General features: G+C 68.1%; 18 protein-coding genes. 12 read left to right on the top strand and 6 right to left on the bottom strand.

Annotation, left to right across the window (positions count from 1 at the left end):
- Positions 1-272: 272 nt before the first annotated feature.
- Positions 273-1,460, bottom strand: a complete 1,188-nt coding sequence (locus tag VSR71_RS29435) for an ABC transporter substrate-binding protein (RefSeq protein ID WP_342917174.1) — start codon at positions 1,458-1,460, stop codon at positions 273-275.
- A gap of 271 nt (positions 1,461-1,731) precedes the next feature.
- Between VSR71_RS29435 and VSR71_RS29430 the strand changes: the two genes are divergently transcribed.
- The gene (locus tag VSR71_RS29430) at positions 1,732-3,840 is read left to right on the top strand and encodes a molybdopterin oxidoreductase family protein (RefSeq protein ID WP_342917173.1); all 2,109 of its coding nucleotides are present in this window, start codon (positions 1,732-1,734) and stop codon (positions 3,838-3,840) included.
- The gene (locus VSR71_RS29425) at positions 3,837-4,985 is read left to right on the top strand and encodes an aminopeptidase (protein WP_342917172.1); all 1,149 of its coding nucleotides are present in this window, start codon (positions 3,837-3,839) and stop codon (positions 4,983-4,985) included. Before VSR71_RS29430 ends, VSR71_RS29425 begins: the two co-directional genes overlap by 4 nt.
- Before the next feature lie 3 nt (positions 4,986-4,988).
- Here the strand turns inward: VSR71_RS29425 and VSR71_RS29420 are convergent, their stop codons facing one another.
- Positions 4,989-8,282, bottom strand: coding sequence for an acetyl-CoA carboxylase family protein (locus VSR71_RS29420; protein ID WP_342917171.1), 3,294 nt, complete (start codon positions 8,280-8,282; stop codon positions 4,989-4,991).
- A gap of 257 nt (positions 8,283-8,539) precedes the next feature.
- Here VSR71_RS29420 and VSR71_RS29415 point away from each other — a divergent pair, with 257 nt between their 5' ends.
- Positions 8,540-9,190 carry a TetR/AcrR family transcriptional regulator gene (locus VSR71_RS29415; RefSeq protein ID WP_342917170.1) on the top strand — a complete coding sequence of 217 codons (651 nt, stop codon included), beginning with the start codon at positions 8,540-8,542 and terminating at the stop codon, positions 9,188-9,190.
- A gap of 183 nt (positions 9,191-9,373) precedes the next feature.
- On the top strand, positions 9,374-11,056 hold the full coding sequence (locus VSR71_RS29410; protein WP_342917169.1) for a long-chain fatty acid--CoA ligase: 1,683 nt from the start codon (positions 9,374-9,376) through the stop codon (positions 11,054-11,056).
- 69 nt (positions 11,057-11,125) lie between these two features.
- Here VSR71_RS29410 and VSR71_RS29405 read toward each other — a convergent pair whose 3' ends face one another.
- From VSR71_RS29405 to VSR71_RS29390, 4 genes are all read right to left on the bottom strand, one after another.
- Entirely contained in the window at positions 11,126-11,572 is a 447-nt protein-coding gene (locus VSR71_RS29405; protein ID WP_342917168.1) for a hypothetical protein, read from the bottom strand.
- Entirely contained in the window at positions 11,569-12,072 is a 504-nt protein-coding gene (locus VSR71_RS29400; protein WP_209761323.1) for a MarR family winged helix-turn-helix transcriptional regulator, read from the bottom strand. Before VSR71_RS29400 ends, VSR71_RS29405 begins: the two co-directional genes overlap by 4 nt.
- 132 nt (positions 12,073-12,204) lie before the next feature.
- Complete coding sequence (locus tag VSR71_RS29395) at positions 12,205-13,206, bottom strand: tripartite tricarboxylate transporter substrate binding protein (RefSeq protein ID WP_342917167.1); 1,002 nt, start codon at positions 13,204-13,206, stop codon at positions 12,205-12,207.
- 178 nt (positions 13,207-13,384) lie between these two features.
- On the bottom strand, positions 13,385-14,518 hold the full coding sequence (locus tag VSR71_RS29390) for a porin (RefSeq protein ID WP_342917166.1): 1,134 nt from the start codon (positions 14,516-14,518) through the stop codon (positions 13,385-13,387).
- Positions 14,519-14,855: 337 nt separating this feature from the next.
- Here VSR71_RS29390 and coq7 point away from each other — a divergent pair, with 337 nt between their 5' ends.
- The 8 genes from coq7 (at position 14,856) to mraY (ending at position 23,619) form a co-directional block, all read left to right on the top strand.
- Positions 14,856-15,479, top strand: coding sequence for a 2-polyprenyl-3-methyl-6-methoxy-1,4-benzoquinone monooxygenase (gene coq7 / locus VSR71_RS29385; RefSeq protein ID WP_342917165.1), 624 nt, complete (start codon positions 14,856-14,858; stop codon positions 15,477-15,479).
- Positions 15,480-15,935: 456 nt separating this feature from the next.
- Complete coding sequence (gene mraZ / locus VSR71_RS29380) at positions 15,936-16,364, top strand: division/cell wall cluster transcriptional repressor MraZ (RefSeq protein ID WP_010814778.1); 429 nt, start codon at positions 15,936-15,938, stop codon at positions 16,362-16,364.
- A 7-nt stretch (positions 16,365-16,371) separates the two neighbouring features.
- Positions 16,372-17,361 (top strand): 16S rRNA (cytosine(1402)-N(4))-methyltransferase RsmH, encoded by a 990-nt coding sequence (rsmH, locus tag VSR71_RS29375; RefSeq protein ID WP_133097987.1) that lies wholly within the window; start codon positions 16,372-16,374, stop codon positions 17,359-17,361.
- Positions 17,358-17,672, top strand: a complete 315-nt coding sequence (gene ftsL, locus VSR71_RS29370; protein WP_063241536.1) for a cell division protein FtsL — start codon at positions 17,358-17,360, stop codon at positions 17,670-17,672. Before rsmH ends, ftsL begins: the two co-directional genes overlap by 4 nt.
- On the top strand, positions 17,669-19,474 hold the full coding sequence (locus tag VSR71_RS29365; protein ID WP_342917164.1) for a penicillin-binding protein 2: 1,806 nt from the start codon (positions 17,669-17,671) through the stop codon (positions 19,472-19,474). Before ftsL ends, VSR71_RS29365 begins: the two co-directional genes overlap by 4 nt.
- Entirely contained in the window at positions 19,471-21,039 is a 1,569-nt protein-coding gene (locus tag VSR71_RS29360; protein WP_342917163.1) for a UDP-N-acetylmuramoyl-L-alanyl-D-glutamate--2,6-diaminopimelate ligase, read from the top strand. The genes VSR71_RS29365 and VSR71_RS29360 overlap by 4 nt, the downstream gene beginning before the upstream one ends.
- Positions 21,036-22,436: a UDP-N-acetylmuramoyl-tripeptide--D-alanyl-D-alanine ligase gene (locus VSR71_RS29355; protein WP_342917162.1), complete on the top strand. Its 1,401-nt coding sequence runs from the start codon at positions 21,036-21,038 to the stop codon at positions 22,434-22,436. The genes VSR71_RS29360 and VSR71_RS29355 overlap by 4 nt, the downstream gene beginning before the upstream one ends.
- Positions 22,437-22,449: 13 nt before the next feature.
- Positions 22,450-23,619, top strand: coding sequence for a phospho-N-acetylmuramoyl-pentapeptide-transferase (mraY, locus tag VSR71_RS29350; protein WP_209761228.1), 1,170 nt, complete (start codon positions 22,450-22,452; stop codon positions 23,617-23,619).
- Positions 23,620-23,684: the final 65 nt, after the last annotated feature.

Raw genomic sequence — 23,684 nt, 5'->3', positions numbered from 1 at the left:
CATCCGTACCACTTCCAGCTTGAAGCTGGCATCAAATTGTCGGCGCCTTCTTGTCATCTAGCTTTTTTCCTCGTCGATTCGGGATTGTCCTCCTATCGACCTGTCCGAGGAAATTAGACCACTACAGCCCCTCGCCCGCTTGCGGGAGAGGGGTTGGGGGAGAGGGCAGGCGCATGGCAAGCACGATAGCGCCTCGCTACGTGGACACGCCGGCCCTCTCCCCCGCCCCTCTCCCAGAGGGAGAGGGGAGAAAACAGGCGTAGCTGGAAAACTTACCGGATCACCTGCCCCTTCGAATTGATGACCGTCATCTCAACGAACCGGGACCCCACATGGTTTTCCGACGTGAAGTTGACGATGAATCCGCCCAGGTCAACGCTGCGCATCGATTCCAGCGCCGTCACCAGCTTCTCGCGCGTCAGGTCCTTGCCCGCGCGGCGCAGTCCTTCGGTAAAGGCCTTTGCCGCGATGTAGCCCTCGATGCTGGCATAGTCGAACTCGTTCGGCTTGCCCGCGGCCTGCAGCAGGCGCAGGTATTCGCGCACCACAGGCAGCGTCGCATTGCCGGGGTGCGGCATCACCTGCGAGATGATCACGCCGCTGCCTTTCGCGCCGACCTCGTTGGCCAGCGCCTGCGTGCCGACGAACGAGACGTTGTAGAACTGCCCGTTGTAGCCGCGCCGCAGCGCTTCCTTGACGAAGGCGCCGGCCGTGCGATACGCGCTGATCATCACCACGGTGTCCGGGCTGGCCTTGAGCACACCCTGCATGGCGTCACCGATTTCCACCGTATTGCGGACCACGGCTTCGCGCGCGACCAGCTGCACGCCGCTGTCGGTGGCGCCCTTCAGTGCGCGTTCCAGCTCCTCCAGCTCGGCCTTGCCGTAGGCATCGTCGTTGTAGACCACGGCCACGCGCTTCAGGCCGGTGGTCTGGATCTGGCGCAGGATCGCCGTGGCCTCGTCGCTGTAGCCGGCGCGGACATGGAAGACATAGCGGCTGCGCGGCTCGCGCACCGAGCGCGCGCCGGTGTACGGGCCAAAGAACGGCACCCTGGCCTGTATCGCCAGCGGCAGCGCGGCCTGGCTGGTGGGCGTGCCGACGTAGCCGAACAGCGCGAAGACGCGCTCTTCCTCGATCAGCTTCCGTGTGTTCTTGGCGGCAGGCTCGGGCTCGTAGTAGTCGTCCAGCGCCTCGAGCCGGATCTTGCGGCCAAAAATGCCGCCTTGCTGGTTGATGTGGTCGAAATAGAGCCGTGCGCCCGCATTCATCTGCTTGCCGAGCGACGCGGCTGGCCCGGTCAGCGCGGCCGATTGCCCCAGCAGGATGGTATCGGCGGTGACGCCGGTTTCGGATGTGGCAGTGCTGGCGATGGCTGCGCCGGATGCGCCGCCCGTGCCGATGGCGCACGCCACCAGCAGGCCGGCAAGCCGGCCCTTGACCCCGGATCGGAAAAACATAAACCCCCGCAAAAATTTGGTTCGGTTACCCGTTCGCCGCCATGGGCCGGTCTGCGCCGGCATTGGACGGCAAGCGCGCTGCCAGCGTGGTGCCGGCCGCGCGCCGGCACATCATATCGAATACAATCCGATCGAGATACTCCCCGCCATCGCCCCGCACGGACGGGGACGCGCCGCAGCGCCGGCCCGCGACCCGCGGCAGCCGCGCCATAAACCTCACGTTCCGACCGAACGAAAGATAACGACAGACCGCCAGCCCCCCGGAGATCCCATGGCTTCCCGCATTGTCCGCGCCGCCTGCCCGCATGATTGCCCCGACACCTGTGCCTTGCTCGTCACCGTCGAGGACGGCCGCGCCGTCAAGGTGGCCGGCGATCCTGATCACCCCGGCACGCAGGGCGTGCTGTGCACCAAGGTATCGCGCTACACCGAACGCACCTACCATCCCGACCGCCTGCTGACGCCGATGAAGCGCATCGGCAGGAAGGGCGAGGGCAAGTTCGCGCCGATCTCCTGGGACGAAGCGCTCGACACTATCGCCACGCGCCTGCAGGCCACCGCCGCGCGCGATCCGCAGGCCATCGTGCCGTATAGCTATGCCGGCACCATGGGCCTGGTGCAAGGCGAGAGCATGGCCGCGCGCTTCTTCCACAAGCTGGGCGCATCGCGGCTGGACCGCACCATCTGCGCCAGCGCCGGCGCCACCGCGTTGCGCTATACCTATGGCGCCAGCGTCGGCATGGACATGGAGCACGTGGCCGATGCGAAGCTGGTGATCATCTGGGGCGGCAACCCGATCGCTTCCAACCTGCATTTCTGGACGCGTGCGCAGGAAGCCAAGCGGCGCGGCGCCACGCTGGTGGCGATCGATCCCTACCGCTCGCTGAGTGCCGAGAAATGCCACCGCCATATCGCGCCGATGCCCGGCACCGACGGCGCGCTGGCGCTGGGCATGATCCATGTGCTGATCCGCGACGGGCTGCTCGACCATGACTACATCGAACGCCACACGGTGGGCTTCGAGGCACTGCGCGATCGCGCCCAGTCGTATTCGCCGGCGCGCGTGGCCGAGATCTGCGACATCCCGGTCGAAGATGTCGAGTGGCTGGCAGGTCTCTATGGCCAGCTGGCGGTACGCGAGCGCCAGCCGGTGGCGATCCGACTGAACTATGGCATGCAGCGCGTGCACGGCGGCGGCCAGGCGGTGCGGGCGGTGGCGTGCCTGCCGTCGCTGGTGGGCGCGTGGCGCCATGCCGCGGGCGGGCTGCAGCTGTCGACCTCGGGCTTCTTCCCGATCAACGACGCCGCGCTGCAACGGCCCGACCTGCTGCCGGGCGGGCCCGAGAAGCTGCCGCGCCTGGTCAATATGAGCACCATCGGCGATGCGCTGCTGGCCGACCCCGCGCCCGGCGCGCCGCGCATCGAGGCGGTGGTGGTCTACAACAGCAACCCGGTCGCGGTGGCGCCGGAGTCCGTCAAGGTGGCCGAAGGCTTTGCGCGTGAAGACCTGTTCACCGTGGTGCTGGAGCACTTCCGCACCGATACCGCCGACTACGCCGATATCCTGCTGCCAGCCACCACGCAGCTGGAGCACACCGACGTGCACAAGGCCTACGGCCACACCTATTTCCTGGCCAACAACGCGGCGATCGCGCCGATGGGCGAGGCGCTGCCAAACACGGAGATCTTCCGCCGGCTGGCGCAGCACATGGGCTTTGCCGAGCCGTGCTTCGCCGACAGCGACGACGATATCGCCGCGCAGGCAATCCTTCCGGGCGATGCGCGTGCCGCCGGCATCAGCTGGGCGTCGCTGAAGGAGCAGGGCTGGCAGAAGCTGGCGCTCGCGCCGGCACCGTTCGCCGACGGCGGCTTTCCGACCGACTCGGGCAAGTGCCAGTTCTACTCCGAGCCGATGGCCCGCGACGGCTTCGACCCGCTGCCTGACTACGTGCCGCAGTACGAGTCCCCGGCGACCGCGCCGGAACTCGCGGCGCGCTACCCGCTGGCGATGATCTCGCCGCCGGCGCGCAACTTCCTGAACAGCTCCTTCGTCAATGTCGACAGCCTGCGCGCCACCGAGGGCGAGCCGCACCTGGACATCCACCCGGCCGACGCCGCCGGGCGCGGCATCGTGCACGGCGCCATGGTGCGCGTCTTCAACGACCGCGGCAGCATGCTGGCGCGCGCCCGCGTGACCGACCGCGCCCGGCGCGGGCTGGTGGTGGGCCTGTCGATCTGGTGGAAAAAGCTGGCGTCGGACGGCAAGAACGCCAACGAACTGACCAGCCAGCGCCTGACCGACCTGGGCCGGGCGCCGGTGTTCTATGACTGCCTGGTGCAGGTCGAGGCCTGCACGGAAGGGGCAGTCCAGCCGGCATGAATACCCGGCACGGCCCGCGGCCCGGCCGCCGGCGCGGGGCGGCAATCCTGGCGGCGGCGGTCATGACGGCCCTGGCGCTGCTCACGGCCGGATGCGAAACCGTGGGCTACTACGCGCAGTCGATCGGCGGCCACCTCGGCGTGATGGCGCAGGCGCAGCCGCTCCACGACGCCATCGCCAGCGCGCGCGATGCCAACGACGCGCGCCTGGCGCAACGGCTGGCGCTGGCCGGCCGCATCCGCGACTACGCGTCGCGCGAGCTGAAGCTGCCCGACAACGGCAGCTACCGCCGCTATGCCAACCTGCACCGGCCCTATGTGGTCTGGAGCGTGTTTGCCACGCCCGAGCTGTCGATGGAGCTGCGCAAGTGGTGCTTCCCCATCGTCGGCTGCATCAGCTACCGGGGCTACTATGCGCAGGCCGATGCCGAGCAGTACGCGCAGTCCCTGCGACGCGACGGCCTCGAAGCGTACGTGGCGGGCATCCCCGCGTATTCGACGCTAGGCTATTTCGACGACCCGCTGCTCAATACTTTCGTCTACCTGCCGGAGGGCGAGCTGGCGCGGCTGATCTTCCACGAACTGGCGCACCAGGTGGTCTACGTGCGCAACGACACCGCCTTCAACGAGTCCTTTGCCACCGCCGTGGAAGCCGCCGGCGTGGAGCGCTGGCTGGCCGAGGATGCATCGGAGGACGCGCGCGCCAGCTATCGCCAGTACGACGCGCGCCGCCAGCAGTTCCGCGCGCTGCTGCTCGGCACGCGCGACCGGCTGGCGGCGCTGTACCAGACGCCGCTGGACGACGAAGCCAAGCGCGAGGGCAAGGCCCGGATCTTCGCCGACATGCGCGAGCAATACGCTCGGCTCAAGGTGGAGTGGGGCAACTACAGCGGCTATGACCGCTGGTTCGACCAGCCGCTGACCAATGCCCACCTGGCGGCGGTGGCGACGTACCAGCAGTGGGTGCCGGCCTTTACCGCGCTGCTGGCGCAGTGCGATGGCGATTGGCGCCGCTTCTATGCCGAAGCCGGCCGCATCGGCGCCCTGCCGGCCGGCGAGCGCGAGGCCGCGCTGCGGCGGCTGGCGCCGCCCGCTACCCGCGTCGATACGCTGACCGCGAGCGGCAAGGCGGCCGGGACAAACTGACGGCTACCAGGTATCGATAAAGCGCCGTTTTCCCTCGGGCTGGCGGCCAATACTGCCTGGCGGCACCGAGGCCAGCCCGCGCAACAGCCAGCGGCGCGTGTCGGCGGGGTCGATGACGGCGTCGATCTCCAGGTGGCTCGCCATGTTGAGCGCGCGGCCGCGCTGGTAGGCGTCATCGACCATGCGCGCAAACAGCGCCTCGCGTTCGTCAGGGTCGGATACGGCCTCCAGTTCCTTGCGGAAGCCGAGCCGGATCGATCCCTCGATACCCATCGCGCCGAACTCCCCGCTGGGCCAGGCCACGGTGAAGAAGGGTGCCGCGAAGCTGCCGCCGACCATGCCCTGCGCGCCCAGCCCATATCCCTTGCGCAGCACCACGGTAAAGAACGGCACGCGCAGAGCGCCCGCGGTGACGAACAGGCGCGACACATGCCGTACCGTCGCGCTCTTCTCGGCCTGCGGCCCAACCATGAAGCCCGGGGTGTCGCACAGCGAGACAATGGGCAGGCCATGTGCATCGCACAGCTGCATGAAGCGCGCGGCCTTGTCGGCGGCGGCGCTGTCGATGGCGCCGCCGAGATGGCGCGGGTTGTTGGCGATGCAGCCGAAGGCGCGGCCCTCCACGCGGATCAGCGCAGTGATGATGCCGGTGCCGAACGCCGCGCGCAGTTCAAGCACCGAGTCCGTATCGGCAAGCGCCGCGATCACCGCGCGCATGTCATAGCTGCGCAGCCGGTTCTCGGGGATGGCGTGGCGCAGGTGGCGCGGGTCCGCGGCGTGCCAGCCATGCGCGTCGCCCTGGAAGTAGGACAGGTAGCGCTGCGCGGCGTCCACTGCTGCCGGTTCGTCGTCGACCAGCACATCGATCACGCCGTTAGGCGCCTGCACGCTGGCCGGTCCCACTTCCTCGGGCGCGTACACGCCCAGCCCGCCGCCTTCGATCATCGCCGGGCCGCCCATGCCGATGGTGGCGCTGCGCGTGGCGATGATGACGTCGGTGCAGCCGAGCAGCGCCGCATTGCCGGCAAAGCAGCGCCCGGAGACGATGCCGACCAGCGGCACGTGTCCCGACAACCGCGCCAGCTGGATGAACGAGGTGCAGTCGAGGCCCGCCACCACCGGCATGTCGGTGTCGCCCGGACGGCCGCCGCCGCCTTCGGCGAACAGCACCACCGGCAACTGCCACTGGCGTGCCAGCGCCAGCATCCGGTCCAGCTTCTTGTGGCCGTAGAAGCCCTGCGTGCCGGCCAGCACGGTGTAGTCGTAGGCAAGCACCATGCAGCGCGTGTCGGCCTGCGGGAGGCGCGCCCCGTTGACGGTGCCGATGCCGGTGACGATACCGTCGGCGGGCGTGCTGCGCACCAGGTCATCGACGCTGCGGCGCTGGCGTTGCGCGGCGATGGCAAGGGCGCCGTACTCGATAAAGGAGCCGTCGTCGCACAGCTGCGCGATATTCTCGCGCGCGGTTTGGCCACCCTGCGCGTGGCGTCTGGCGACGGCCTGCGCGCGGGCCGCGTCGTGGCCGAGGGCGTGGCGCTCCAGTGTTTCGCGCAGGTCGGCGCGGATGTGGTCGAGGTCGACCGCCGCACCGGCTTCGGCCGCGTGGCCGCCATCGTCGCCCGGCGCCAGCACCAGCACCAGCACCGGCGCCCCGGCGCGCAGTGTCGCGCCCGCGCCGGCGAGCACGCGCAGCACGGTGCCGGCCGCCGGCGCCTCGAGCGGGTGCTCCATCTTCATGGATTCGATGATCGCCAGCGGCTGGCCGCGGCGCACGGTATCGCCCTCGCGCACGTGGACCGCGGCGAGCGCGCCGTCCATGGTGGCGGCGACCGCGATGGCGTCGTCGGGGATGTCGGCAAAGGCGTCGTCATCCGGCGGCGCGACGGCGAGGGATGGCGGGGCGTGGAGGACTGGATGGTCGCCGCCGGCACCGGCCAGTGCCGCCAGCGCCTGGTCCAGGTACTGCGTATGGACGGCGTTGCGGCGCACGTCGTCCAGTTGCAGCAGGTCCTGCAGCAGGCACCGGTTGGTGTCGATGCCTTCGATGCGGAACTCGCACAGCGCGCGGTAGCCGATCGCCAGTGCGCGCGCGTAGTCGCCGCCGGGTTCGTGCACGATAAGCTTGGCCAGCAGCGAGTCGAAGCGCGGGTTTGCGCTCATGCCGGCAAAGCCCGCGCTGTCGACGCGCACGCCCGGACCGTTGGGCGGCTCGAATGCGCTCAGCGTGCCGCTGGCCGGGCGCAACTGTCCCTGCGCATCGAGATGCTCGGCGTTGATGCGCAACTGCACCGCCACCCCGCGCGGCGCGGGCGCCTGCAGCAGCCCCAGGTCAGCAAGGCTGGCGCCGGCGGCGATGGCCAGCTGGGCCTGGACCAGGTCGACGCCTGTCACCATCTCGGTGACGGTGTGCTCGACCTGCAGGCGCGGATTGGCCTCCATGAACCAGAACGCCGCGTCTTCCACCAGGAACTCGAAGGTGCCGAGGCCGCGGTACGCCGCGGCGCGTGCGAGCGTGGCGGCCGCTTCGGCCAGGCGCGAGCGCAGCGCGTCATCGAGCGACGGGCTGGGGGCGACTTCGACCAGTTTCTGGTGCCGCCGCTGCAGGCTGCACTCGCGCTCCCCAAGCGTCAGCACGCGGCCGTCGGCATCGGCCACCACCTGGATCTCGACATGGCGCGGCGCGGCGACGATGCGCTCGACGTAGACTGCGCCGTTGCCGAAGGCAGCCGTGGCTTCGGAGACGCAGCGTGCATAGGCTTCGTCGATCGCGTTCGCGTCGTGCACCGCGCGCATGCCGCGCCCGCCGCCGCCGGCAAGCGCCTTGATCATCATGCCGGCGCCGCGGTCCAGCCGGCTGAAGAAGGCATGCGCCTGCGCCAGCGTGGTCGGCCCGGTGGTGCCAGGCACCACAGGCACGCCATGCTCGCGTGCCAGCGCACGGGCGCGGGCCTTGTCGCCGAACAGGCGCAGCACGTCAGGGGCGGGGCCGGCAAATACTAGCCCGGCCTCGAGGCAGGCCTGCGCGAAGTCGGCGTTCTCCGACAGGAAGCCGTAGCCGGGGTGCACCATGCCGCAGCCGGCGCGGCGCGCGGCGTCGACCACGGCATCGATGTCGAGGTAGGCGCGCGGGCCGCTGCCCGGCAGTGCCACGGCGGCGTCGGCCTTGCGCACGTGCAGCGCGTCGCGGTCGTCCTCGCTGTACACGGCAACACTGGGCATGCCCATGGCCGCAGCGGCGCGCGCGATGCGGATGGCAATTTCGCCGCGATTGGCGATCAGGAGTCTATGGAGCGTCATGTTGCAGGCCTTGGCCCCTCGGCAATGGTTTGCTCCCTCTCCCCCTGGCGGCGATGGCCGGCAGCAGGTCGATGGCGCGGTCTTCCGGCTCAGGCGCGTAGCGCGGCGCCTGCATCATCGGCGGCAGCGGCAGGCCGCCGCGCGGGTATGTACCTGCTGGTAGCTTTATATACCGATGGGTAAGATGCTATGGCGATCCCGCGCTTGCGTCAATGCGCCGGATCGCCGCCCCATTCCGCCATGCGAGAATTGCGATCATGTCGACCGTACCGAGACCCGCCCCCTCAGACGTTGCGCCCGAGTCCGTGCCGGCGCGCGTGCATATCGCCGAGCGCCAGGAAGCGCGCCGCCGCCAGATCCTGGATACCGCCGCGCAGCTCTTCTATACCAAGGGCTATCCCGGCATGACCATGAATGACCTGTGCCGCGCGCTGGGCGTGACCAAGCCGGCGGTCTACTACTACTTCACCGACAAGTACGAGATCTTCGACATCCTGTGCCGCGAGTCGGCGCAGACCTGCCTGCCCGTGATCCGCGAGACCGCCGACCCGGCGCTGCCGGTGCGCGAGCGCCTGCATGCCTGCCTGCTCGAAATGGCGCGCCGCTGCGTGGCCTGCCACGTGCCCGCGACGCTCAGCTTTCGCGACAACCAGTACCTGCGCCCCGATACGGTGGAATGGCTCGACAGCATGGCGCGCGGCTTCTACCGCGACCTGTATGCGTTGCTGGAAGAGGGCAAGCGCGAGGGCGTGTTTGCCTTTGGCGATGCGCGCGTGACGGCGCATGCGATCGGCAGCGTGGTCGGCTTCATGTACACGTGGCACCAGCCGGGCCGGATGGATGACGAGGCGCTTGCGCGCGAACTCGCCACCAACATGATGAAGCTGGTGCTGCCCGGCGGCGCTTGATCTTGCCGTCCTAGGGGTTATCCCGCTGCCGCCGCGGCACCGGTGGCGCATAATGCCCGTAAGGGACGCGTTGCGTCTTGCAATGTCCCCGAGGACTTCGTCTAAGTTGTTGTTTTAACCGGGGCGCCCGTTTAGCATCTCGGAAAAATCGAACGATCATTCAGAAATTCAGGAGACGGTGCTATGGACAGGATTTGGCTGAAACACTACCCGGCCGGCGTCCCCGCCGAGATTGATGCCAGCCAGTTTCGTACGCTTGCCCAGCTGCTCGAAGCGTCTTTCCGCACCTATGCCGACCGCAAGGCCTTCGTCTGCATGGACAAGGCCATCACCTACGGCGAACTCGACCAGATGTCCGCGCGCTTCGCCGCGTGGCTGCAGTCGCGCGGGCTGCGTCCCGGCGCGCGCGTGGCAATCATGATGCCGAACGTGCTGCAGTATCCGGTGGTGCTGGCCGCGGTGCTGCGCGCCGGCTTTGTCGTGGTCAACGTCAATCCGCTTTACACCCCGCGTGAACTGGAGCACCAGCTCAAGGACAGCGGCGCCGAGGCCATTGTCATCCTGGAGAACTTCGCCGCTACGCTGCAGCAGGTGCTGGCCCGCACGCCGGTCAAGCACGTGGTGGTCGCCACCATGGGCGACATGCTCGGCGGACTGAAGGGCACGATCGTCAATTTTGTGGTGCGCAACGTCAAGAAGATGGTACCGGCGTGGGAGCTGCCCAACTGCGTGCGCTTCAACAGCGTGCTGGCCGAAGGCAGCAAGCTCGCGCTGCAGCCGGCGACCACCGGACCCGACGACATCGCCTTCCTGCAATACACCGGCGGCACCACCGGCGTGAGCAAGGGCGCGGTGCTGCTGCACCGTAACGTGGTCGCCAACGTGCTGCAGTCCGAGGCCTGGATGCAGCCGGCGCTGGCCAAGGACAGCCATATCGACCAGATCGTCACCATCACCGCGCTGCCGCTTTACCACATCTTCGCGCTTACGGTCTGCTGCCTGCTGGGGATGCGCAGCGGCGGCATGAGCGTGCTGATCCCCAACCCGCGCGATATCCCGGGCTTTATCAAGGAATTGCAGAAGTACAAGTTCCACATGTTCCCGGCGGTCAACACGCTGTACAACGCGCTGATCAACAACCCGGAGATCGCCAAGGTCGACTTCTCCGGCCTGCGCGTGGCCAATGGCGGCGGCATGGCGGTGCAGGAAGCGGTGGCCAAGAAGTGGCTGGACAAGACCGGCTGCCCGATCATCGAGGGCTACGGCCTGTCCGAGACCTCGCCGTCGGCCACCTGCAACCCGACCGACACCAATGCGTTCTCCGGCACCATCGGCATGCCGCTGCCGTCGACCGAAGTGGTGATCCGCGACGACGATGGCAAGGACCTGCCGCTGGGCCAGCCGGGCGAGATCTGCATCCGCGGCCCGCAGGTGATGGCGGGCTACTGGAACCGTCCGGACGAGACCGCCAAGGTCATGACCGCCGACGGCTTCTTCAAGACCGGCGACATCGGCGTGATGGACGAACGCGGCTACACCAGGATCGTCGATCGCAAGAAAGACATGATTCTGGTGTCGGGCTTCAACGTGTACCCGAACGAAGTCGAAGGCGTGGTGGCCGAGTGCCCTGGCGTGCTGGAAGTGGCCGCGGTGGGCGTGCCCGACACGCACTCGGGCGAGGTGGTCAAGCTGTTCGTGGTCAAGCAGGACCCGGCGCTGACCGAGGCGGACGTGATCGAGTTCTGCAAGGAGCGGCTGACCGGCTACAAGCGGCCGAAGTACGTGGAGTTCCGCACTGAGTTGCCCAAGACCAACGTCGGCAAGATCCTGCGCCGCGAACTGCGCGACAGCCGCAAGGCGGCCTGAGCGCCAGCGCCTGCGCAAACGAGAACGGCCTCCGCGACGGAGGCCGTTTGTCTTGCCGCGCTCGGCGGCTCAGCATTCGTTCGACGGCGCCAGCCTTGGCTCCGGACTGCCGTCCAGGTAGATCACCCGCACGCACGCGCCCGGCTCCATACCCGGTATCGACGGCGCATTGGCCGATACGAGCGCGCCTTCCGTGGTCCTCACCTTGTACTGGAACAGGTCGATCTGCTGCACCGGCGCCGGGCGACTGAACAGCCGGGTCAGGTCGAAGGCAAAGCCGACACCCACCCCACCGCCGCCGCCGCCACCCGCGGCACCGACGCCGACGCTGGTACCGCTGCCGTAGTAAGCGGGCGCCTGCGCAACGTCCATCCGCGTCAGGAATGTCTTCTCGGTCACGCGGCCGAGCTTGATGGTGGCGTTCACTGGTGTCACCTGCGGCGGTTGCGGCGTGCTGCTGCACGCGGCCAGGAGCGGCAGCAGGCCGCACAGCGTGAGGTAGGGTAGCGTCTTCATGGCGAGATCAGGCCATTCTTGAGCCTGCCGAGTAGTCGGAACAGCGCGCGCCGGTCGGTTTCGGCCAGCCCCGCGAACAGTTGCCCGATCCAGTCCTCATGCGCGCGCGCCATGCGCGAGAATGCCGCGCGTCCGGCCGGCGTCAGGCGGATCAGGTAGGCGCGCCGGTCAGTGGGCAGCGCCTCGCGCGAGACCAGCCCTTCCTGCTGCAGCTGGTCGGTAATGCCGGTGACATTGCCGCCAGTGACCATCATGCGGCGCGACAGCTCGCCCATCTTCAGCCCTTCGGGGTGGCGGTCGAGCTGGGCCATCAGGTCGAAGCGCGGCAGCGTGCAGGCAAATTCCTGCCGCAGCCGCGAGCGGATGTCGCCTTCGATCAGGTTGGTGCAGGTCAGCAGCCGCAGCCATAGCCGCAGGTCTTCGTGCTCGGTCTGGTCGGCACGGGTTTCAAGGTCGACCGGCGCGTTCTCGGCGCCGGCGGCAGGGGACAGGTTTGGCATCTTCAGTGCAAGGTGCGCGGGTGTGCGGCGAACGCCGCCAGCGGCCGCCGGATTAGGGCCGGCGGCCAACATTTGATGCCTCAAGTATATGCGTGATGCGGACCGTCGCCGCTGCCGGCGATCAAAGCGCCGTCAATCGACCTTGGCGCCCGAATCCTTGACCACCCTGGCCCATTTGGTGGTTTCGGCGCGGATCAGCGCGGCGAACTGCTCCGGCGTGTTGCCGACCGGTTCGGCGCCCTGTGCCTGCAGGCGTTCGCGCACCGCGGGGGCGCCGAGCGCCTTGGCCACTTCCTGCTGGATGCGGTGGATGATTTCCGGCGGTGTCCCGGCAGGTGCCAGCATGCCGAACCAGGAACTGGCCTCATACTGCGGCAGGCCGGCCGCCTGCGCGATGGTGGGCACGCCCGGCAGTGCCGGCGAGGGCTTGGCGCTGGTCACGGCCAGCGCCTTGAGCTTGCCGGCCTTGATCAGCGCCATCGACGAGGGCAGGTTGTCGAACATCACCTGCATGGTGCCGCCGGTCAGGTCAGTCAGCGCCGGCCCGCTGCCCTTGTACGGGAAATGGACCATGAAGGTCTTGGTCTGCGTCTTGAACAGCTCGCCGGCCAGGTGGATCGAGGTGCCGTTGCCGCTGGAAGCCATGTTCAGCTTGCCCGGGTTGGCACGCGCGTAGGTAATCAGGTCCTTGACGCTGTCGATCTTGTTCTGCTGCGCGAAGGCCGGGTTGACTACCAGGACGTTCGGCACCGCCGCCACTTCGGTGATGGGTGCAAAGTCCTTGATCGGGTCGAACGGCAGCTTGCCGTACAGCGACTGGTTGATGCCGTGGGTGCCGACCGTGCCCATCAGCAGCGTATAGCCGTCCGGCGCTGCCTTGGCGACGATATCGGCGCCGATATTGCCGCCCGCGCCGGGTTTGTTGTCCACCACCACGTTCCAGCCAGGCAGCTTGGCCAGCTCGGCGGCGACGGCGCGGGCCAGGATATCGGTGGTGCCGCCGGCGGCGAATGGCACGACCAGGCGGATCGGCTTGGACGGATACGGATCGGCGGCGACTGCCGCCGGCGCGGCGAGCGTACCTAGGCTGGCGGACAGCAGCAGCGCGACGACGCGCCGGCGTTTGGGTTGCATACGTGGTCTCCTGGTGTAGCCGCCTCGTGTTGCCGGGCGGTGGCATGGTCAGTGAATTCTAGTTGGCAGCAATCGGCACGCCGATGGGGTGATGCCCTAAGCGCAAGGCGCGGCTCGCCGCCCATGAAAAAAGGCACCCGCAGGTGCCTTTTGAACGATCGGCCGGTGAGGCTGGCGATCAGAACTTGTGGCGGATGCCCAGGGCGACGCCGACCATCTTGTCTTCGCCGGTACCCAGGAAGTAACCATTGGCGAAGCTGATCGCCGAGGTGTCGAAGTTCAGGCCGGCGTTCTTCGAGAAGGCGGTGGTCAGGTACACGTCAGTACGCTTGGACAGGTTGTAGTCCGCGACAAACGAGATCTGCCAGGGGTTCTTGATGTTGTTGGTGGCGCCGGTGGCGGCCGGGTTGAAGTTCTTGACGTCGTCGTAGTAGTACGCGAGCGTCAGGCCCAGTGCCGGGGTGACCTGGTAGTTGGCGCCGACCCAGTAGTAGTTGTCCTTCAGGATCGTATTCTCGTTCGGCGCCTTGCTCATGCCCCAGCGATAGCCGGCCATCAGCTTGGCCGGGCCAAAGGCATAGCTGGCGGCGACCGCGGCCTTCTTGAATTCCCCGGTACCGCCTGCGGCGTTCAGGGTCGGGTTGTACTGGTCATAGGCGCCGCTGATGCCGAACGGGCCGGCTGCCCATGACACGCCTGCACCGTAGCCGGTGTCGCGGCGGAACTGGCCCGGGACTTCGCCGCCGCCGGCGACGCCGTTGCCGAACGACCAGTGGGCGATGGCGGTCACCGGACCAAACTTGCCGGTGTACTTGGCGGTGTTGTCCGAACGGAAGTTCAGGCCCAGTTGCGCCACCACCGGTTCGTACTGGGTCGCATAGCCGGTCGGCGAGAAGTTGGCCATCAGGTCGAACATCGTGGTGTACTGGCGACCGAAGGTGAAGCGGCCAGCCTGGGCGCTTTCCAGGCCGACATAAGCCTGACGACCGAAGAGGCGGCCGCCTTGCTGCGAGCGGCCATCATCGAGGCCGAAACCGCTTTCGAGCACGAACAAGGCTTTCAGGCCGCTGCCCAGGTCTTCCACGCCGCGCAGGCCCCAACGCGAGCCGGACAGGCCGCCGGAGGTCAGTCGGAACAGGTTTTCAGACGGGCCGGTGGCAAAGCCGTTGGCGGACGACGGGGTGACGCTCGACATATTGCTCACGTACTCGATGTTGGCATCCACCACACCGTAGAGCGTGACGCTCGATTGGGCCTGCGCCGCCCCAGCAAATGCGCCAAGCGCTGCCAGCGCCAGAAGCGATTTCTTCATGCTCGTTGATCTCCACTGTAAGAATTATTGGTGACGGGCCGGGGGAACCTCCTGTTGGTCTCCATCCCCCATGCGTCAAACTTCCTTGGAAGTTGCGAAGTACTGTAACAAACAACTTTTCGTTCACCAGTCGGGCGCAACCCCCTTGTCTGGTTTTAACAACTCAGGGTTTCTGACTAGCGGGCCGCATCAAGGCAAGGCGTGGCGCGGGATGGCGTGAATTAGAGGCAAGCTACAATGCGGGTAATCCCGATGCGGTCGTCCGTGGGCCGCGCTACCGCGCGTACCCCACCATGGCGGGGCCTCGGGAGCCAGAAGATCAATCCGCTTGCGCGACATGGATACCCTGATCAAAGAATTCGACGTGGCACTGCGCGCCATTGCGGGGGCAACCCGCTCCGCGCGCGCCAACCCGGCCGACCAACTGACGCCGGACACCGAACAGATGAGCGCCGAAGAGCGGCGCCACGTGGCCGGGTTGATGCGCATCAACCATGTCGGCGAGGTTTGCGCCCAGGCCCTGTACCAGGCGCAGAAACTGACCGCGCGCAACGCGGCAGTGCGCGCGCAGATGGATGCCGCCGCGCGCGAGGAAGAAGACCACCTGGCCTGGTGCGCCGAGCGCCTGCGCGAACTGGGTTCGCGCCCGAGCCTGCTGAATCCGCTGTGGTATGCCGGCGCGTTCGCGATCGGCTGGGTCGCAGGCCGCGCCGGCGACAAGATCAGCCTCGGCTTCGTGGCCGAGACCGAGCGCCAGGTCGAGCACCATCTCGGCGGCCACCTGGACCGTCTGCCTGAAGCTGACGGCCGCTCGCGCGCCATCCTCGAGCAGATGCGCGACGACGAGATCCGCCATGGCGATGCCGCCCGCGATGCCGGCGGCATCCCGCTGCCCGCGCCGGTGCGTGCGCTGATGCGCGGCGCCTCGCGCGTGATGACCACCGCGGCGTACCGCATCTGAAGCGCGGCGTCCGTGCGCCCGGCCTCATGGCCGCGCGCTCGCGGTGGTCCGCCCGCCCTTGATTTTCCGGCGCTGGCGGGCGATTGTTGTATCCTTCCCTCGGGTTGCGGGACGGTCGTTCCCCCCGCCGCCGGCAGTCCTCCTCCCGCAGTTCTCAGGTGGTTTCTCTGCTTTCCTCCCTAAGATCTTCATTTCATTAAGGATTCACTTTCACGGTGCGTGAGGTGTGCGCGCTAAGTCATTGTTCTGATTCGAAAAATCTGGTTTGCTGCCCTGCAGCGAGCCTTGACCGCCCAAATCGCTTCCTCTAAAGTGGGAAATAGTGTGAGGAAGTGTATTTTTGTGTGAAATTGCGAACCGACCGTGGGATGATTTCGTCACAGTCGGAAACAGAGGGATTCACGCGATTGCCAGCCGCCAGGGGTCACCGGCAGCGGGCAGGGACCGGGAGCGAGCTTGTTTCAGGGAGCATCGGCGCTGTCGCTGGATGCCAAGGGGCGGATGTCCATTCCGTCCAGGCACCGCGAGGCGCTGCAACAGCAGGCCGAGGGCCGGGTGACGCTGACCAAGCACCCGGATGGCTGCCTGCTGCTGTTTCCCCGGCCCGAGTGGGAAACCTTCCGCACGCGCATTGCAGCGCTGCCGATGGATGCGCACTGGTGGAAGCGCATCTTCCTGGGCAACGCCGCCGACGTGGAAATGGACGGCGCGGGCCGGGTGCTGATCGCACCGGAGCTGCGCAGTGCCGCCATGCTCGACAAAGAGGTCATGCTGCTCGGCATGGGCAGCCATTTCGAAGTGTGGGATGCCGCGACCTACGCCGCCAAGGAACAGCAGGCGATGGCGCAAGGTATGCCCGAAGCATTGAAAAATTTCTCTTTCTGAAGAGGTCATGAGTCCTACCGGAACGCCGGCAACCCCCGCCCTGCGTCATCGCACCGTGCTGCTGGACGAGGCCGTCGACGCCCTGGTCTGGCGCCCGGGCGGCGTTTACGTGGACGGCACCTTCGGCAGGGGAGGGCACAGCCGGGCGGTGCTGGCCCGGCTGGGGCCAGACGGGGCCCTGGTCGCGTTCGACAAGGACCCAGCAGCAATCGCAGAAGCGGGCACCATCGGGGATGCCCGCTTCTCCATTGAGCACGCCAGCTTTGCGGACATGGCAGAGCGCCTGGCCGGGCGCGGCCACGTGGCCGGCGTGCTGCTCGACCTGGGGATCAGCTCGCCCCAGATCGATGAGGCGGCGAGGGGGTTTTCCTTTCGTTTCGAGGGCCCGCTGGACATGCGCATGGACACCACGCGCGGCATCACCGCCGCCCAGTGGCTGGCGCAGGCGGATGAGCAGGACATTGCCAGGGTGATACGAGACTATGGGGAAGAACGGTTTGCTGTACAGATTGCAAAGGCGATTGTTGCTCGCCGGCGCGAACCCGGCGATGGCGGACCCATCGCCACTACTGCCGACCTTGCCGCGCTCGTGGCGAAAGCCGTCAAAACACGCGAGAAGGGCCAGGACCCTGCGACCCGCACCTTTCAGGCTCTACGGATTCACGTCAATCAAGAGCTTGAGGACCTCGAAAGAGGTCTGAAGGCGGCGTATGACCTGTTGCAGGTAGGGGGACGCCTGGTGGTGATCAGCTTCCATTCGCTGGAGGACCGCATCGTCAAGCGGTTCATGGCGGCGCACGCCCGTCCCCAGCAGGATGCCGATCCGGCCCTGCGCCGCGCGCCGCTGCGCGCGGCCGACTTGCCGCAGCCCACGCTGCGCCTGCTCGGACGCTCCAAGCCCGGCGCCGAAGAGATCGCCGCCAATCCGCGCGCGCGCTCGGCCGTGATGCGCGTGGCCGAGAAACTGGCTCCGGCCGGCGGAGGCGCGCGCGCATGAACCGCCTGACCTTCTTCCTGCTGGCCGCGCTGATCCTGTGCGCGCTCTCGCTGGTGAGCGCGCAGCACCAGGCGCGCACGCTGTTCGTGGCGCTGGAGCGGGCGCAGGCAGAAGAACGCCAGCTCGACATCGACTGGGCGCGCCTGCAGTACCAGCAGAGCTCGCTCGGCAAGAGCGCGCGCATCGCCGATGCGGCGCGCGCGCAGCTGAAGATGGCGCCGGCGAACCCCGGCAAGACCCAGTACCTGTCGGGCATCGTGCTGCCCCCGGCGCAGCCCGCGCCGGCCAGCGAGGCGGAGGCGCGCCAATGAGCATGGCCCGACCCAACCCGCCCGGCCGCAACGGCAGCGGCACCCCGTCGCGCCCGCGCAGCGGCCAGTTCTCGGCCAGCCCGGTGCTGGGGCTGCGCCTGCCGATGTGGCGCTCCAAGCTCGTGGTGTTCCTGATGTTCGCGGCCTTTGTCGCGTTGGCGCTGCGCGCCGCGTGGATCCAGGGTCCGGGCAACCAGTTCTACGAGGCCGAGGGCAAGAAGCGCTTCCAGCGCACGCTGGAGCTGCCGGCCACGCGCGGCAAGATTCTCGACCGCAACGGCCTGGTGCTGGCCACCAGCCTGCCGGTCAAGGCGATCTGGGCGGTGCCCGAGGATGTCCCGAACCAGGTCGAGCTGGCCAAGATCCGCCAGCTGGCCAGGCTGCTGGGCATGTCCGAGAAGGACCTCGGCAAGAAGCTGTCGGAGGACAAGGGCTTTGTCTACCTGAAGCGCCAGGTGCTGCCCGACGTCGCCGACAAGATCGCCGCGCTCAAGATCGACGGCATCCACCAGACCCGCGAGTACAAGCGCTTCTACCCGGAAGGGGAGGCGATGGCGCATATCGTCGGCTTCACCAACGTCGAGGACCGCGGCCAGGAAGGCGTGGAGCTGGCGCGCGAAACCGGGCTGGCCGGCCGCCCCGGTGCGCGCCAGGTGATCAAGGACCGCCTCGGCCGCGTGGTCGAGGACATCGGCATCCTGAAGACCCCGCGCGACGGCGAGGACATCCAGCTGTCGATCGACGCCAAGATCCAGTACCTGGCCTACAACGAACTCAAGGCCGTGGTCGACAAGCACAAGGCCAAGGCCGCCAGCGCGGTGGTGCTCGACGCCCAGACCGGCGAGGTGCTGGCGCTGGCCAACTGGCCCACCTACAACCCCAACGATCGCACCCGGCTGTCGGGCGAGCAGCTGCGCAACCGCGTGCTGACCGACACCTTCGAGCCTGGCTCGATGATGAAGCCGATCACCGTGGGGCTGGCGCTGCAGCTCAAGCGCGTGACGCCGTCGACGGTGATTACCACCACCGGCAAGTACCAGTTCGAAGGCGCCACCATCACCGATACCCACAACTACGGCGCGCTCACCGTCACCGGCGTGATACAGAAGTCGTCCAACATCGGCACGACCAAGATCGCGATGCTGATGAAGCCGCACGAGATGTGGGACATGTACACCAGCATCGGCCTGGGCCAGGCGCCCAAGATCGGCTTCCCCGGCGCGGTGGCGGGGCGCGTGCGCCCGTTCAAGAGCTGGCGTCCGATCGAGCAGGCCACCATGTCGTACGGCTACGGCCTGTCGGTGTCGCTGTTCCAGATGGCGCATGCCTACACCATCTTCGCGCACGACGGGGAACTGATCCCGGTCACCATGTTCCGCACCAACGGCCCGGCCACCGGCGAGCGCATCCTGTCGCCGCAGGTGGCGCGCGACGTGCGCGCCATGATGGAAACCGTGACCGCGCCCGGCGGCACCGCGCCCGAGGCGCAGGTGATGGGCTACCGCGTCGGCGGCAAGACCGGCACCGCCTACAAGCACGAAGGCCGCGGCTATAACCGCAGCAAGTACCGCGCCTCGTTCATCGGCCTGGCGCCGATGTCCAACCCGCGCATCATCGTCGCCGTCAGCGTCGACGAGCCCACCGCCGGCAGCCACTACGGCGGCCTGGTGGCCGGCCCGGCGTTCGCCGCCATCACCGGCGGCACGCTGCGCGCACTGAATGTCCAGCCCGATTCGCCGATCCGCCAGCTGGTGGTCAGCGACAAGGTGCCGGAAAGCGAACCGTGGAGCGCGACCCAATGACGGCCAAGCCCTTGCTCCCGCTCGAGGTGACCACCCAGGCCAGCAATGCGCTGGCCTGGCTGCGTACCAACGTGGCCGCTTCGGCGCAGCTGACCGGCGATAGCCGCCGGCTGGCGCGCGGCGACGTGTTCTTTGCCTACGTGCTCGGCAACGAGCGCCTGGCCACCGACGGGCGACCCTATATCCAGCAGGCCATCGCGGCCGGCGCCGGCGCCATCGTCTATGAGGCCGAAGGCTTCGACTGGCCGTTCGGCGATGTCGTGCCGCATCTGGCGGTCAGCAACCTGCATCAGCTGGCCGGCCCGATCGCGGCCGGCTGGCACGGCAACCCGGTGCGCGGCCTGGCCGTGACCGGCATTACCGGCACCAACGGCAAGACCTCGTGCAGCCAGTGGCTGGCGCGCGTGCTGCAGGCCGCGGGCACGCCGTGCGCGACCGTGGGCACGCTCGGCACCGGCTTCCCCGGCGCCCTGCAGGCCACCGGCTTCACCACGCCCGACGCGGTGCAGTTGCAGGCCAGCCTGGCGGCGCTGCACGATGCCGGCGCGCGTGCCGTGGCGATGGAAGTGTCCTCGCACGGCCTCGAGCAGGAGCGCGTGGCCGGCACGCATTTCTCGGTGGCGGTGCTGACCAACCTGACGCAGGACCACCTCGACTACCACGGCTCGATGGCCGAGTACGAGGCCGCCAAGGAGCGCCTGTTCCAGTGGGACGGCCTGCGCACCGCGGTGGTCAACCGCGACGACGCCATGGGCCAGCGGCTGCTGGCGGCGGACGCGGCCGCGATCGCCGCGCCGCACGTGATCGAATACGGGATCGACGGGCCCGGCGCCGCCACGGTGCGCCGCCCGCGCGGCGAATGGCTGCGCGCCACCAACGTGCGCGCTACGCCCAACGGCACCGCCTTCCATATCGACAGCAATTTCGGCAGCGCCGAGATGTCGACGCCCATGATCGGCGCCTTCAACGTCAGCAACCTGCTGGCGGTGCTGGGCGCGGCGCTGGCCAACGGCGTGGCGTGGGATGCTGCGCTGGCCGCGCTGCGCGCGCTGACGCCGGTCGAGGGCCGCATGGAGCTGTTCGGCGCCCACGGTGGCGATGCCGCGCTGGGTCCGCTGGCCGTGGTCGACTACGCCCACACCCCCGACGCACTGGAACAGACGCTGGCCGCGCTGCGCCCGGTGGCGCAGGCGCGCCATGGCCGGCTGTGGTGCGTGTTCGGCTGCGGCGGCGATCGCGACCCGATCAAGCGCCCGCTAATGGGCGCGGTGGCCGAGCGCCTGGCCGACGACGTCATCCTGACCAGCGACAACCCGCGCAGCGAGGACCCGCAGGAGATCCTTGACGCGATCTCCGACGGCATGGCGGACCGCGCCCGTGGCCGCCAGATCGAGGATCGCGCCGCCGCCATCCTTTACGCCATCCGGCACGCGGCTCCGGCCGACGTGGTGCTGGTGGCAGGCAAGGGCCACGAGGCCACCCAGGAGATCCAGGGGCGCAAGCGCCCGTTTTCCGACCGCGAGCATGTCCGCCTGGCGCTTGCCACCCGTGGAGTATCGGCATGAGCCACACCACCATGACCACCTTGCAGGACGCCGCCGGCTGGATCGCCGGCGCGCGCGTGTCCGGCGACGGCGCCGCTGCGTTCTCGCGCGTGCAGACCGACAGCCGTGCCGTCGGGCCCGGTGACCTGTTCGTCGCGCTGAAGGGCGAGCGCTTCGACGCGCATGATTTCATCGCCGACGTGGTGGCCAAAGGCGCCGCGGCGGTGCTGGTGAGCCGTGAAGTCGATGCCGGCGTGCCGGCCATCGTCGCCCCCGACACCCGCATCGCGCTGGGCGAGCTGGGCGCGGGCTGGCGCCGCCGGTTCACGCTGCCCGCGGTGGCGGTGACCGGCAGCAATGGCAAGACCACGGTCAAGGAAATGATCGCGGCGATCTTCGCCGCGGCGGTGGGCGAGGACCAGCGCCTGGCCACCGGTGGCAACCTGAACAACGACATCGGCCTGCCGCTGACGGTGCTGCGCCTGCGCGCCACGCACAAGCTGGCGGTGCTGGAGCTCGGCATGAACCATCCGGGCGAGACCGTCTACCTGGCCGGCATCGCCCAGCCCACCGTGGCGGTCATTACCAACGCGCAGCGCGAGCACCAGGAATTCATGGTCAGCGTGGAAGCCGTGGCGCACGAGCACGCGGCCGCGCTCGCGGCGCTGCCGGCGGACGGCGTGGCGGTGTTCCCGCTTGACGAGGAAAGCGGCGGTGCCTATGCGCCGGTCTGGCGCGAGACCGCCGGTGCGCGCCGGGCGCTGTCGTTCGGCACCTCACAGCGCGCGGATGTGCACGCCACCATGGCACTGGTCGACGGTGCGCAGGTATTGCAAGTGCGCGCGCCGGGCCATGCGTTTGAAGTCAGGCTCGCGCTGCTGGGCGAGCACAACGTGCGCAACGCGTTGGCGGCGATCGCCTGCGCGCTGGCCGCGGGCGTCCACGTGCCGGCGATCCAGACGGGGCTGGCCGGCTTCCAGGCGGTCAAGGGCCGCCTGCAGGTGAAGTACACGCCGGGCGGCACGGTGGTCATCGACGACACCTACAACGCCAACCCCGATTCCATGCGCGCCGCCATCGACGTGCTGGCCGGCTTTGCCGCGCCGCGCGTGCTGGTGCTGGGCGACATGGGCGAGGTCGGCGACCAGGGGCCACCGTTCCACGAAGAAATCGGCGCCTACGCGCGGGCGCGCGGCATCGACACGCTGTGGGCAACGGGCGAGCTGGCCGTGCACGCGGTGCGGGCGTTCGGCGCCAACGGCCGCCACTTCGGCAGCGCGGAAGACCTGGCAACAGCCTTGGAGGAAGACAGCGGGGGCATGGTGGCACAAGCGGGCGCCATGCTGGTGAAGGGATCGCGCTTCATGCGCATGGAACGGATGGTCGCTGCGCTGGTCGCAGACACTTCCGCACATTAACGAAGACAACACGATGTTATTGGCTCTGGCCCAGTGGCTGCAAAACGACTACAGCTTCCTCCGGGTCGTCAACTATCTGACTTTCCGCGCGGTGATGGCCAACCTCACCGCGCTGCTGATCGGCCTGACGTTCGGTCCGTGGGTGATCCGCAAGCTGACCGAGCTGAAGGTCGGCCAGGCGGTGCGCACCATCGGTCCGCAGACGCACCTGGTCAAGTCCGGCACGCCGACCATGGGCGGCGTGCTGGTGCTGGTGTCGATCGCCATCTCGACGCTGCTGTGGTGCGACTGGGGCAACCGCTTTATCTGGGTGGTGATGCTGGTCACGTTCGGCTACGGCGCCATCGGCTGGGTCGACGACTACCGCAAGGTGGTCTATCGCGATCCGCGCGGCATGTCGAGCCGCGAAAAGTTTTTCTGGCAGACGCTGATCGGCCTGGTGGCCGCGGTCTACCTGGCGTTCTCGGTGTCCGAAGGCAGCAATGTGCGGGTCTGGGAGCTGTTCCTGAACTGGGTCGAGGGCGGGCTGTCGCTCGACATGCCGTACAAGTCCAACCTGATCGTGCCCTTCTTCAAGGAGGTCAGCTATCCGCTGGGCGTGGCCGGCTTCATCGTGCTGACCTACCTCGTGATCGTGGGCTCGAGCAACGCGGTGAACCTGACCGACGGCCTGGACGGGCTGGTGATCATGCCGGTGGTGCTGGTCGGCGGCGGCCTGGGCGTGTTTGCCTACGTGATGGGCAGCTCGGTCTACAGCAAGTACCTGCTGTTCCCGCACATCCCGGGCGCGGGCGAGCTGCTGATCTTCTGCTCGGCGCTGGCCGGGGCGGGGCTGGCCTTCCTCTGGTTCAACGCGCACCCGGCACAGGTGTTCATGGGCGACGTGGGCGCGTTGGCGCTCGGCGGCGCCCTGGGCACGGTGGCGGTGATCGTGCGCCAGGAGATCGTGCTGTTCGTGATGGGCGGCATTTTCGTGGTGGAAACGCTGTCGGTGATGGCGCAGGTCACGTGGTTCAAGATCACCAAGCGCCGTTATGGCGAGGGCAGGCGGCTGTTCCGGATGGCGCCGTTGCACCACCATTTCGAGCTGGGCGGCTGGAAGGAAACGCAGGTCACGGTGCGCTTCTGGATCATCACCATGCTGTTGGTGCTGATCGGGTTGTCGACGCTGAAGCTGCGTTGATGGTTGCGCCGATGGCGAGAACCGCGGCGCTCTCTATATAGATACAGGAAACCAAAGGCAGGAAA

It is taken from the genome of Cupriavidus oxalaticus (assembly GCF_038900635.1).
Classification (GTDB): Bacteria; Pseudomonadota; Gammaproteobacteria; order Burkholderiales; family Burkholderiaceae; genus Cupriavidus; species Cupriavidus oxalaticus_B.
This window is presented reverse-complemented; position numbering and strand designations above follow the sequence as displayed.